General features: G+C 63.1%; 10 protein-coding genes. 3 read left to right on the top strand and 7 right to left on the bottom strand.

All coding sequences use genetic code 11. The features are described 5' to 3' along the window. Window positions 1-94: 94 nt before the first annotated feature. From ACX80Z_RS05885 to ACX80Z_RS05860, 6 genes are all read right to left on the bottom strand, one after another. Complete coding sequence (locus ACX80Z_RS05885; protein ID WP_459315231.1) at window positions 95-340, bottom strand: winged helix-turn-helix domain-containing protein; 246 nt, start codon at window positions 338-340, stop codon at window positions 95-97. A gap of 35 nt (window positions 341-375) precedes the next feature. After that, window positions 376-1,584 (bottom strand): restriction endonuclease subunit S, encoded by a 1,209-nt coding sequence (locus ACX80Z_RS05880; RefSeq protein WP_459315230.1) that lies wholly within the window; start codon window positions 1,582-1,584, stop codon window positions 376-378. Continuing rightward, window positions 1,581-3,077, bottom strand: a complete 1,497-nt coding sequence (locus ACX80Z_RS05875) for a type I restriction-modification system subunit M (RefSeq protein ID WP_459315229.1) — start codon at window positions 3,075-3,077, stop codon at window positions 1,581-1,583. The genes ACX80Z_RS05880 and ACX80Z_RS05875 overlap by 4 nt, the downstream gene beginning before the upstream one ends. Before the next feature lie 163 nt (window positions 3,078-3,240). Further along, window positions 3,241-4,509, bottom strand: coding sequence for an ArgE/DapE family deacylase (locus ACX80Z_RS05870; RefSeq protein ID WP_459315228.1), 1,269 nt, complete (start codon window positions 4,507-4,509; stop codon window positions 3,241-3,243). Between the two features lie 6 nt (window positions 4,510-4,515). Beyond that, on the bottom strand, window positions 4,516-5,841 hold the full coding sequence (locus ACX80Z_RS05865) for an MFS transporter (RefSeq protein WP_459315227.1): 1,326 nt from the start codon (window positions 5,839-5,841) through the stop codon (window positions 4,516-4,518). Window positions 5,842-5,843: 2 nt separating this feature from the next. Then, window positions 5,844-7,538, bottom strand: coding sequence for an amidohydrolase (locus tag ACX80Z_RS05860; RefSeq protein ID WP_459315226.1), 1,695 nt, complete (start codon window positions 7,536-7,538; stop codon window positions 5,844-5,846). A 121-nt stretch (window positions 7,539-7,659) separates the two neighbouring features. Here ACX80Z_RS05860 and ACX80Z_RS05855 point away from each other — a divergent pair, with 121 nt between their 5' ends. Continuing rightward, window positions 7,660-8,853 (top strand): PucR family transcriptional regulator, encoded by a 1,194-nt coding sequence (locus ACX80Z_RS05855; protein WP_459315225.1) that lies wholly within the window; start codon window positions 7,660-7,662, stop codon window positions 8,851-8,853. Here ACX80Z_RS05855 and ACX80Z_RS05850 read toward each other — a convergent pair. Beyond that, window positions 8,850-10,490, bottom strand: coding sequence for a serine hydrolase domain-containing protein (locus ACX80Z_RS05850; RefSeq protein WP_459315224.1), 1,641 nt, complete (start codon window positions 10,488-10,490; stop codon window positions 8,850-8,852). The genes ACX80Z_RS05855 and ACX80Z_RS05850 overlap by 4 nt on opposite strands. A 277-nt stretch (window positions 10,491-10,767) precedes the next feature. Between ACX80Z_RS05850 and ACX80Z_RS05845 the strand changes: the two genes are divergently transcribed. Further along, complete coding sequence (locus tag ACX80Z_RS05845) at window positions 10,768-11,850, top strand: extracellular solute-binding protein (protein WP_459315223.1); 1,083 nt, start codon at window positions 10,768-10,770, stop codon at window positions 11,848-11,850. Window positions 11,851-11,898: 48 nt separating this feature from the next. After that, complete coding sequence (locus tag ACX80Z_RS05840; protein WP_459315222.1) at window positions 11,899-13,002, top strand: ABC transporter ATP-binding protein; 1,104 nt, start codon at window positions 11,899-11,901, stop codon at window positions 13,000-13,002. Window positions 13,003-13,012: the final 10 nt, after the last annotated feature.

Genomic DNA, 13,012 nt, shown 5'->3' with positions numbered 1-13,012 from the left:
GAGCAGCGGACTGTGGCCAGAAGGGCGAGAACAGCTTCCTTGCCGTGGAAAAATCGCTGATCCCCTCAGGGTGTTTGGAGAACCATTCCCGACCCTATTCGGTGATGCGGTAGTTGGCCCGAACCGGCCGTTCAATCCATCCGGCTTTGAGAAGGTTGCTGATGGCCCAGCCGAGCCTCTGCTCGGAGCGGAGTCCACCGGTATTCAGTGTCTCCGCTTGCGCCGCTTCCGATAGATTCGCAGAGGCAACGGCGCGGCTCACGATATCACGGCGGTGCAAGGTTTCCCCTCCGGACAGGGCCCGCAGGACGTGAGCGACAAAGGTAGGCCAGATCGGCACCTCAGAGTCAAGGACGGGAGACGTAGCCTCGTTCGTCAGAGATCTCCGCTGAAGGCCCGGTGCTGCAGCGAGGCGAACAGCGCATCGATTTTCACGAGCTGTCCACCGTGATAGGCCTTGAGACGTTCGACAGAGGCGAGGCATTCCGCGAATCTCGTCTGATGGGCCTCAGGAACCACGATTATGTCAATCGCGCTCAGTGCAGACTTACTGACCAGCCCTTTCATTCCGCCGCTCGACGCATTCTGAACGAGGGGCTTCATCGATTTGAGGAGTGCGTACCAATAGAGGCCTGGGCCGGAGTTGGGGGTGAAGGCATTGATTTGCTGGTTGAATGCAACGGTTCGATCCACTAATGCGACGTTTCCGATAACGCCAGGGCTACCGGCAATACACGTGACTAATACAGATCCCGGAGGGACAATACGCGCTTTCTGGGCTCCTCGTTCCGACAAGCATTCTCTCGCGCCAGTTACGGTCGTCTCGGGAGTGTTGATGTTGTCGGTCTTCACCCATTCGATGTAGTCACCGAAATTTTCAGGCACAGTCCTGGATGGCGTATTGCCAGTTGTAATGCGACCAAGAGTATTCAGCTTCTGTTGCGGCCATCCTCGCGAGTTGCTGACGGGATCGCCGACCATTTCGTGGAAGAGGGAACGGGTGAGGACGTCGAGATGGGCGAGAGCCTGCCGTCGTTTCCTGCGAAGCTCATCGGCCTTGTCCAAAATGGCCGCAATACGCTGCTGCTCATCAAGAGACGGCGGTAGAGGAATCACGAGGCGGGAGACGATTGCTTTGGAAACTTCTTTAAAAGTCGCCCCGACACCCATATCTTGAAGCTTGGGCCGGTTCGCTTCGAGCCACCGGAAGAGGTATCGGCTGTCCAGTCTCTTCGGGTCCGGAACGAAGCTCTTGAAACCCTGATTAGTGGCCATCGGAATTGTGTTGATAGCAAGAAGACCTATGGGCGCCCGCGAGCTAAACAGGACTGAGTTCTCAGGGAGTAACTCAGCACTACTATTGCGTAATCCGGCTTCCGTGATCAATCGGGGAGTGGAATGGATTTCCACTGAATCTAGGCCGCTTAGATCCTTGGGTGTCACCCATGGGATGCCGCCATTCCAGAAACTGGACTCCCTGGTTTTCGGCGTGCCACCGGAAACAATGCGCGCCACAGAGCTGAGCGGCACATGCTCTACCTCCCTTCGGGCTACAGGTCGAAAAACTTCGCCTAGTGCTGTCATTTCAGAAGTTCTTTCAGTTTGTCCAGATCCTTTATGATCTCGGATTCGAGGAACTCGAGGTCGGCAATGATTCCGGCGGGTTCCTTATGATCGATCACTTCGTGCTCAACTTCCTTGTATCTGTTGAGTGAGAGGTCGTAGCCGTTCTCCGCGATCTCAGCTTTGGGGACGAGGAAGGATTGGTCTTTACGAGAGCGTCCGGCCTCCGTCGTCGTCCGCTGCTGCCAGCGCGCCAGGACATCTTCGAGGTCGGAGATGTCCAGCGGGTTGCGCTTGTCGTCGAGGCTGAAGCCGTCGGAGGTGACGTCATAGAACCAGACGTTGTCTGTCCCGCCTGAGTTGGTCTTGGTGAAGAATAGGATCGCTGTGGAAACCCCCGCATAGGGCTTGAAGACACCAGAGGGAAGTTTGACAACACCGTCGAGCTTATGGTTCTCCACGAGCATTCTCCGCAGTGCTTTGTGCGCCACGGAGGAGCCAAACATGACGCCGTCGGGCACGATCACCGCAGCCCTGCCACCGGGCTTCAGCAGCCTCAGGAACAGGGCAAGGAAGAGCAGCTCTGTCTTCTTTGTCTTGACCATTGAGAGTAGGTCTTTGGCGACGTTCTCGTAATCCAGACTGCCAGCGAAGGGCGGGTTGGCGAGGATGACGTCGTACTTTTCCTCCTCGGTTGCGTGAAGGTCGGCTAGGGAATCCCGGTAGGCGATGTCCGGGTTCTCGATCCCGTGCAGGAGCATGTTCATCGAACCGATGCGCAGCATGGTGCTGTCGAAGTCGTACCCGTGGAACTGATTATGGTGGAAGAATCGGTTCTGATCCGGAGTGGTTAGCAGGTTTGGGTTGTGGTGCCGGAGGTATTCGCCGGACTGGACAAGAAACCCCGCGGTGCCGGCGGCCGGGTCGCAGATGGCCTCAAGGGGCTGGGGCGCAGTCATCTTTACCATCAGATCGATGATGTGGCGGGGCGTGCGGAACTGCCCGTTGGTGCCGGCCGAGGCGATCTTGCCAAGCATGTATTCGTAGAGGTCGCCCTTGGTATCGCGCTCGTCCATAGGGATTTCATCGATGATGTCAACGACTTTTTCCAGCAGTCCGGCGTTCGGGATGGTGAAGCGGGCATCCTTCATGTGCTGCGCGTAGGACGATTCTTCGCCGTTGCCCGGCTGAGCCAACTCGGTGCGCAGGAACGGGAAGATGTGTTCGGCGAAGACGGTGTACATCTCGTCGCGTGAGAAGTTCTTAAACCTGCTCCAGCGGAAGTCTTGGTACGAGCGGCCCTTCTCATCCACGCCGCTGGGAAAGACCGGTGTTTCGACCGGTTTGCCGGTGCGGTTGGACTTGTTCTCAGAACGCGTCTGGTTCTCATCCAAGCGCTTAAGGAAGAGCAGGTACGTGATCTGTTCGATCACTTCCAACGGGTTGGATATTCCGCCAGTCCAGAACGCGTTCCAGACCTTGTCTACCTGAGATTTGATTTCGCCTGTGATCACCGGTTCATCCTATTTGACGTTGACGGACCACTTCGACTGCGGAGCAGTTGCCGGAGCAATCTATGGAAACGCTGACTACGACGGTCCCCGACCATTTGAAGCTGCCAAAGGGCGCTACAAGGTCTGGGGCCGCTCCAATCCAATACTGGCCGTGTCGTGCGACCTATCGGGTCTCCGTCACTCCGCACCAGTCGGCAATGAACAAGGCGATCGCCTTCGTGACCTTCCGGACCGACTCGATATGCACTCGCTCATCGAACCCGTGGATTGACTCGGACACCGGCCCGTACACCAACGCCGCGATCCCGCCGTAAAGGGTGAACACCCGGCCATCCAGGTAGCCCGGCGTCGTGAACGACTCCAATGCCGACCCAAACACCTCCTGATGCGACGACGCGAGGACGCCCTCAGCGTCGGACCCCTCCTCCAGCACGTAGCCCTCCGAGAAGAAGCCGCTCCGCACCGCCGACACCTCCGCGCCGGACGTGGAGTCACGCAGGCAGTCCTCGATCTGCGCCCATGCATCGGCCGCGGTTACCCCCGGATACAACGCCGTCCGCACATCGAACTCACACCAGCACGGCACGCTCGACGGCCAGTCACCGCCGGAGATCATCCCGATGTTGAAGTTGATCGGATGATCCAGGTCCTCAAAGTACCGGTGACTGCCCTTATCGGCATTCCACTTGTCCTGCAGCTCCCGCAGATCGCCCATCACCGTGTACGCGGCGTCGATCGCGTTGAACCCGGTCGCCATCTCCCGCACATGGGTCGGCTTCCCGGAGACGCGCACCTTGAACCAGATCACTCCCACGTTGGCTCGGACCAGCATGTTCTCTTCCGGCTCGGGGATGACCACGGCCTCCGCCGTGTACCCGCGCTGCAGAGCAGCCAACGACCCGTTGCCGGTGCACTCTTCCTCCACCACCGATTGCATGTGGATGACCGCCGCCGGAGCGAGCCCGGCAGCCCGCAGCGCATCGAACGCGAACAGGTTCGCGGCCAGCCCGGCCTTCATATCGCCGGACCCCCGCCCATACATCCAGCCGTCCTTGATCTCGGCGTCCCAGGGACTCCGTGACCAGGTGTCTTCCGGCCCGGTGGGGACGACGTCGATGTGCCCGTTCAGGATCAGCGACCGCCCCGTGGCGGGCGCGGCCGGAGTGTACGTGCCCACCACGTTGGTGAGGTCCTCGAACGCGACGGTCGTCGGCCCGTAGCCCACATGCTCAGAGAGGGTTTCCTCGTCGAGCTGCCACCGGTCCATGGTGAGCCCGCGGGCCTCCATTTCGGCGAACATCAGATCCTGCGCGCTGGCCTCCTCGGCCCGCAGTGACGGGTGCCGCACCAGCTCGGCGGTGAACTCGAGCTGGCGGTCGAAGGCGGCGTCGACGGCGTCGGTGATCCGTTGCGTGATCTCTGGTGTCAGCATGCAGGACTACTGCACAATCGCTTTGTCTTTGACGCGGAGCTTCTCGCCGAAGAACCCGCCAGCAGCGGTAATCAGGGACACGGCCATCAGCAGCAGCGAAGCGGTCCACGAGCCGCCGTCGGTGGCACCCAGCAGTGCGACGGCGATCAGCGGCAGGAACCCGCTGATAGCGCCGGCCAGGTTGTAGCCCAGGGCTACACCGCTGTACCGCAGGTGCGGTGGGAACAGCTCGGTGAGCAGCGCGCCGGTGACGGCGTAGGCCAGAGAAACCAGCGCAATGCCGATGGTCACCGCGAGGATGATGGCCCCAGGGTTGCGGGTATCGATCATCCAGAACAGCGGGAACGCGCCCGCCGCCGTCGCCAATCCGCCGAAGAAGGTCATCCGACCCGGACCAACCTTCTCGCTGATCCTGCCGACCAGCAGGACGACGCCGATCTGCACGACGGCGGCCACCAGGGTGGCGTTCACCATCAGCTGGCGGTCCATGCCCAGGGTGGTGGTGCCGTAGCTGATCACAAAGGTGGTCATGACGTAGAACCCGCCGACGCCCAGGAACGCTGCGGCGATGGCGACGAGCAGCCGGCCCCAGGCCTGCTTGAACACGTCGACGGCGGGGATCTTGGCGCGCTCTTCAAGCTTGACCAGTTCACGGAAGATGGGGGATTCCTCGACCTGCAACCTGATGTACAGGGCGATGAGGAGTAGCGGGAACGCGGCCAGGAACGGCAGGCGCCAGCCCCAGGCGTCGAACGCCTCGGACGGCAGCAGCAGCACCAGGGCAAACGCACCCGAGGACATCAGCGTGCCAACTGGCGAACCGACCTGCACCAGCGCCGCGTACCTGCCGCGCTTCTCGATCGGTGCGTGCTCGACGGCGATCGTCATGGCACCGCCCCACTCACCACCGACCGCGAGACCCTGCATGAGGCGCAGGACGGCCAGCATGATGGGAGCCGCGAGGCCGATGCTGCCGAAGTCCGGCAGGAACCCGATCAGCCCGGTGGCGACACCGATCATGACGATGGTGATCAGCAGGGCCGGTCTGCGGCCCACCCGGTCACCGATGTACCCGAAGAGCACCGCACCGATCGGACGGGCAGCGAAGCCGACGCCGAAGGTCGCGAACGCCGCGAGGGTCGCCGCCGTGGGGTCGAGCTCGGTGAAGAACAGCCGGTTGAACACGATCGCTGCCGCGGTGCCGAACAGGAAGTAGTCGTACCATTCCAGGGCGGTGCCAACGAAGGCGGCGCGGGCAATCTTGCCCGCGTCCTTGCCGCTGACTACCGGAATGTCCGGCTTATCTTCCTGGGTTGCCTCATGTGGTTGCATGCTCAAACTTCCTGCTTCTCAGTGGTGGATTCGTGCTCTATATGACGGACGGTCGGTGAAGTGTCAAGGGTGTCGAGGTAGTCCAGGCCGTAGACGCCGACGCCGTCGATCACCGTCGCGAGGACGGTGATAGCGCCGATCTGCTCGGCTGGGACGTCGGCGGGATGGTCGGAGAGGACCACGAAGTCGGCGAGTTTCCCGCGCTCGAGGGTGCCGCGGTGGTCCTCGTCGCCGGCCATCCACGCGGTGTCAACGGTATAGGCGCGGAGAGCAGTCTCGGCGTCGACCCGTTCCTCAGGGCCAATCACCGCTCCACCGGAGCTCTGCCGCAACACCATCGACTGCATGCCGAGCAGCGGCGCCCCGGAGGCCACCGGCCGGTCCGAGCTGCCGGGAACCCGCACCCCCTGGTCCAGGAAGGAGCGGTGCCGGTAGACCCACGGTTCGCGGTCGACGCCGACGGCCGCGGCCATCGTGTCGCCCACCTCGTACAGGAAGTGGGCCTGCGGGACAGGCGTGACGTTGAGGGTGGCGAAGCGGGCCAGCTGGTCCGGCCGCACGATCCCGGCGTGCTCAATCCGGTGCCGGACGCCGGGGCGCGGGCAATCATTCTGGGCCACTTCAAAGGCGTCGAGCGCGACGTCGACGGCGGCATCCCCGATCGCGTGCGCTGCCACCGTCCAGCCGGAGCAGTGAGCGTTGATGATGCGGCGGGTCAGCTCGTCGATGGAGAGCTGGAAGCTGCCGGTGGAATGCTCATGATCGCAGAACGCTTCGGTGACGGCCGCTGTCCGGCCAATCAGCGACCCGTCGACGAAAATCTTCATCGCGCCGAGGCGGATATGGTCATCGCCGAAACCGGTGGTGAGTCCCAGGTCCAGGCCGAAGCTGATCCGGTCCTCCTCCGCGGAGGTCAGCGGGTGCAGCGCGTCGCTGGCGGACATCAGCTGCACCCGGGTGTTCAGGGTGCCACGGCGGCGGGCTTCGGTGTACGCGGCGAGTTCCACCGGGCTGCGGCCGATCCAGCCCGACCCGATGCCCGCCTCGGTGACGTGGGTCAGACCCTCGGAAGCGTAGACGGCGCTCGCGGCGCCGATCGCGTCGGCAAGATCCGCAATCGGATAGGGGACCACAAGCGCGGTGACCAGTTTCTGGGCCTGTTCCTCGAGCAGGCCGGTGGGGCCCGATTCGCCGACGACCACGGTGCCGCCCTCGGGAGTCGACACCGAGCGGTCGAGAATCCCGGCGCGTTCCAGCACCGGAGTGTTCACCACGCACATGTGGCCGGAGCGGTGCTTGAGCCAGACCGAACGGCCGGGTGCGGCAGCGTCGAGGTCGTCCCGGTGCGGGTGGGCGCGGAGCACCGTGTCGTCGTAGCCGGACCCGACCACCCAGGCGTCGTCGTCGAGCCCGTCAGCGAACTCGGTGACCGCCGCGTAGACCTGGTCGAGTGTGGTGCAGCCGGAGAGATCCAGCTCGGTCAGCGATTGCCCAAACCACGCCATGTGGTTGTGCGAATCGCCAAACCCGGGCACGACGACGGCGCCTCCGCAGTCGAGCGTGCGGGAGGCCTGGAGATCGATGATGTCATCGTCGAAGCCGACGATCCGGCCGTTCAGGACTCCCATCGCTGTAGCGGTGGGGGTGGCTTCGGCCAGCGTGAACAGGCTGGCATTGACGAGCTTTAGATCAAGCATCAACATCCAAGGGCTAGAGGGCATAATGCCGGAAGGGGTGAATTGGCTTACTCAATGGTGGTCTGGATCACGCCGCCAAACAATGGGTGATCACCTTCACCCGTCCGGCTAGAATGGGCAGATGCCCAATGATGCACCCGACACCCCCGAGAGGTTGCCCATGCGGTCAGTGGTGTCCGATGTGGTTGCTGACTGTCTAGCTGACATCGACAGTATTACCGACCAGTTTCTGCTGGATGTCCAGGAGATTGAGGGCTACGCCGGATCGACAGTCGATGGCCAGGACCTGCGGGATACGGCCGTCGCCTCCCTCGAACTCCTCCTGCGCCTGGTGGGGGAGTTACCGCTACCCGAGCGGCTGACGGGGGTGTCCAATGCCCTGGGTCACCGACGCGCGCGGCAGGGTGTTCCACTCGAATCCTTGCTGAAGGCCGTCCGGATGGACTTCCGGTTGCTGTGGGTGGCGATGCTGGAGAAGGTGCCCGCAGCGTCCTTGCCTGACTTCACCAAGGATGCGGTGCGGGTCTGGGAAGCGGTCGAGTTCCACACCATCCGCGTCCACGCCGGCTACCTGGATGAGCTCGCCAGCATGGCGCAGGCCAAGGAGCAGCAACGAGCCTTCCTGCTCTCCCGGCTCCTGACCAGTGATGGGAAGGACCAGCAGCTACTGGGGCAGGCCGCCCGCGCACTCGGGGTGGACCCGGAGAGCCAGTTCATTGTCGCCGTCGCCGCCGATCACGCGCAGCAGGCGTTCCGCGAGCGGGCGATGGCGGCCGGCGTCGGGCAGCACCTCCACGAGCGCGAAGGCGCGCTGATTCTGATCCTTGAGGACCTGCCGGCCCGTGCTGGGAAGGAACCGGCCGGCACCCGACCCTGGCTGGACCAACAGGGCTGTTTCCTGGCTCCACCAGCCCGATCGCTCGCGGAGGTTCCGTTGATGCTGCGAATCGCGCTGCAGGCAGTCGAGGCGGTGACTGCCGATGCATCGGGACGGCAAACCATCCGTGAGACCTGGGGGCATGTGGCTGCGGCCCAGATGGGGGAGTTCGGCCCGGTGCTTGCCCAGACGGTGTTGGGCCCGCTGGCGGCGATCTCCGACCATGAACGGGAACGGCTGATCGAGACGTTGCAGTCCTACTTCAGCTCCGGGTCGGTCTCGGATGCTGCCAAGGAGCTCTACTGCCACCGGAACACGGTCCTGAACCGGCTGGCCCGGTTTGAGCAGCTCACCGGGTATAACCCGAACAGGCCGGTGGATGCCGCGGCGGTGCTGGCCGCGCTGAGTTGTCAGGCGCCGGTCGGGGAGCCCTGTTAGGCCGATTTCGGGGTCACCCGTGGGCGGGTAACGCCCGCTTCCCTGTGCCGCTTCTGGCTGGCGAGCAGTAGCCAGCTGGTGCGCGGGACCGGCCACAGGATGGCCAGCGCCAGCACTGGGATCAGGGAGATGCCGACGTCGGGGAACTGGCGGATGATGACGAACAGGTGGGTGTCGAACTGGGTAGGGGCGTAGCTGAGGCATAGCCACAGCGTGAGTCCGTCGAGGGCGAGCGCTGCGGCAGCCCAGGCCAGGAGGGTCTGCGGTTTCCGGGTAGAGGCTTCTCCGCCGGGCCGAAGGAGCCGCAGCGTCAGTCCCAGGCTGAGCAGCTGAGCCAGCAGCAGTCCGAGTGCGACCGCCCAACTGGAACGTTGCAGCCAGTCTTCCTGCACTACTGCGGGTACCGGTGTCTGGCCTTGGAGGATCCGTAGGAGGTTGCTGTCGATCGCTTTCAACCGTGATGGGGCTGCGGTGTCATTGCCGTTGACGACCAAGGAAAGGCCCAGCCCGTCGGAGGGAACCATGGCGAGGTAGGTGTGGCTGTTGCCCCATTCGCCCTGATGCTCGAGCAGACGGGGGAGTGTCCGCTCCGCGGGTGGCAGTGCTGCCGGATCGGTGGACTCCACCAGCGGCCTCGTGAACCAGCCCATGGCGTAGCGCGTGGATCCGCTGGTCCGTGCCCGGGGCTCGAACATCGTCTCTATGCTTTCGGGCGGCAGGATCTGGGAGCCGCCGTACCGGCCGTCGTCGAGCAGGGCAATCAGTTGGTGGCTGAGATCCTCGGCCGATGAATACAGGGTGGAGGACGGCATGCCGGTGGTCGGGGCGGGAGTCTCAGTTTGGCGCCACCAGCTGCCAAACCACAGTGAGTAACCGTCGGCGGCGTTGTTCGCTCGCGCTCCCTCCCGGGTCGGATGACTGTTGTCCATGGCCAGCGGGTCGAAGACGTGCTGCTCCAGGTAGTCGCCGAAGGGCTGGCCGGTGACATCCTGGACCAGGAGGCCCAGGATGTTGAAGTTGGCGCTGGCATACCGGAACCGTGCGCCCGGTTCGCTGGCCAGCGGGGAATCCGCGAGGTCCCGCACCCCGTCTTCGAGCGCGTTGGCACCTTGCGCGTCCGAGTATTCGAAGGCGGTATGTCTGGAGGCCATGCCGCTGGTCTGATGGAGCAGGTGGCGGACGGTGATCTCTGCCGAGCGGCCGTCGTCGAGCGTGAACCACGGCAGGTAGGTCTGCACCGGCTCATCCAGTTGTAACCGGCCAGCTTCGATCTGCTGCATGACGGCGATGGCGGTGAAGGTCTTGCTGGTGGATGCCAGCAGCACCGGGGTTTGTGGGGTCATGGGTCGCCCGGAGCTATCGGCGTGGCCGAAGGCGGCGGTGTGGACCTGGACTCCATCCTCGACGACGGCGATCGCCGCCCCCGGGAGTCCCAGATCCTCGATCTGTTCCTGAAGGTAGGCGTCAAGTTCGGCGTACACCTGCTCTTGGGTTGCGGCCCGCATCGATGATGCAGCCGGAGAGGCAGCTGCCGACGGGGGAGCGCCGCCGAGGAATCCGGCGGCCACAAGGCACACCACAAGGCACATCGCAGCGCACATCACGAGGCAGAGTGAGGACCAGGATGGTCTCCGCATGCCGCACCTGCACTTCGGTTGTCAGTCTGTTTACGGTAGGGCTGGGCTGGAGGGAAAACAATAGGTCGCAGAGTCAGCACCCCACCCGCCACGGACCGTTTACCACCCATTCACCCAAAAGTATGGTCGCAGTCACATTTACATGGTTACTATGTATGCGCATACATTTCTCGTTCCTTCATTGGTTGGGACATGATGTATGCGCATACATTGACTGAACTTCTTCACGCCAAAACCCTCGGGTCCTTGGCTTGTCTTCTACGAATGGAACGCAACGATGAGCAAAGCTGCTTTTTCCTGGTCCAAGGCTGCGGTGCTAACTGCCTCGGTACTTCTCCTGACCGCTTGTGGGGCGGGTGACGATTCCGGGGATTCACAATCCGGAGCCTCACGCGAAGACACCACCCTGATTGTTTACTCCAACTCGGTCAGCGACGGACGCGGCGAATGGCTCACCGACCGGGCAGAAGCCGAAGGCTTCAACATCGAACTCGTCGATCTGGGCGCCGGTGACATCCAGAACAGGCTGATCGCCGAAAAGGGCAACCCCGCGGCCGACGTCGCCTTCGGTCCCACCAACGTTCAGTTTGAGAGCCTCAAGGAAGCTGAAGTACTCGAGAACTACACGCCGGAGTGGGCGAGCGAGGTCGAAGAATACGTGGCGGGTGGCGAGGACGGAGCATTCTGGCCAATCGTCCGCGAACCCATCATGCTCATCCACAACACCGAGGCCTACCCCGCCGGTGAAGGCCCCCAGAGCTGGCCCGAGCTGTGGGAAAACGAAAAGTTCCACGGCAAGTACGAAACCCAGACCGTCCTGGGCGGTGGCACCACCCGCATGGTGATCACCGGCATCCTGGCCCCCTACTTTGACGAGAACGGGAAGCTCGGGGTGAGCGATGAGGGCTGGACCGCTATCGAAGAGTTCTTTGCCAACGGCAACCCCTCCATTGAAGGAACCGACCTGTTCGCACGCATGGCCAACGGTGAGGTGAACGCCGGCCAGATGTGGCTCGCCGGCAAGTTCAGCCGCGAGGAAGAATACGGAATCACCACCGAGGCCGCCAACCCCGAGACCGGGGTTCCCTTCGTCTACCAGAACATCGGTCTGGTAGCCGGCAGCGAGAACCAGGAAGTATCACAGGAGTTCATCGACTGGTTCGGCTCCGCCGAAGTCCAGGCCGCCTGGTCCCAGGAGTTCTTCACCGCACCGACCAACGCCGCCGCCATCGAGGACGCCAACGCTGAGGCAGTCGAAGCCACCAGCGCCTTCAACGAACAGGACATTGATTGGGCCGTCGTCGCCGAAAACGTCGACGCCTGGATGGAAGAAATCGAACTGAACTACATCAAGCTCTAACCCCTCGACCTCGCCGTCGGCGCCGTTCTACCCGAAAAGGAGCACCCCATGATTACCTACTCCGACGTCGAGGTCCGCTTTCAAGACTTCCTCGCACTGCCCCAGTTCAACCTGACGGTCCAGGAGGGCGAATTCTTCACCCTCCTGGGCCCGTCCGGCTGCGGCAAGACCACCGCACTGCGCACCCTGGCCGGACTCATCGCCCCCTCGCAGGGCTCCATCTCCATCGCCGGCAAGGACGTGACCCGGCTGCGCAGCGACCAGCGCGAGCTCGGCATGGTCTTCCAGAACTACGCGCTGTTCCCCTCCATGAGCGTCTTCGAAAACATCGCCTTCGGGCTCCGGGCCAAACGCAAGCCGAAGGCTGAGGTGAACGACGCCGTCGCGCAGATCGCCCGCGAGGTGGATCTGACACCCGAACAACTTCAAAAGAACGTCGCCGAACTTTCCGGCGGCCAGCAGCAGCGGGTGGCCATCGCGCGGTCCCTGGTGTTGCGGCCAAAAATCCTGCTACTGGACGAACCGCTGTCGAACCTGGACGCGAAACTACGCCAGCAGCTCCGCGGTCAGCTGAAAGACCTGCAGCGCCAGTTCGGCATCACCACCGTCTACGTCACGCACGACCAGGACGAAGCCCTCTCAATGTCTGACCGGATCGCGGTGCTCAACAAGGGGCGGATCGAGCAGGTAGGAACCCCCCACGAGATCTACGTCCGATCGGCCACCGAGTTTGTCTGCACCTTCATTGGCGACGTCAACCGGCTCACTCCCCAGCTGGTGGAACGCCTCGCTGCGGCGCCAGGCTCTGAGCTAAAGCCCGACGCCGTCACCTATCTTCGCACCGAGCGGGTAACAATCGTCCCCGACGAGGCAGGGGCCTCCGCCTACACCATCGGCGGAACCATCACGGAACGCTCCTACCAGGGCACCAGCTCCACCTACTCAGTGGATTGCGGCGACAACGGAATGCTGCGAACCATCATGCGGGAGGACGACACCGACTACCGGACCGGGGATTGGGTGACACTGGCCTTGCACCCCGACCATCTCCTGCAATACCCCGACGGCGATCAGGCCAGTCCTGGCTCCGGTCTGCAGGGAACAGGCAACCAGACAGCCGAAAAATCCGATGGACAGGCAGTCCTCCGGTGACGAACGTGCG

This window comes from Arthrobacter sp. TMT4-20 (assembly GCF_054510775.1).
The sequence above is the reverse complement of the archived record's forward strand: the minus strand, read 5'-3'. Positions and strand labels throughout refer to the sequence as shown.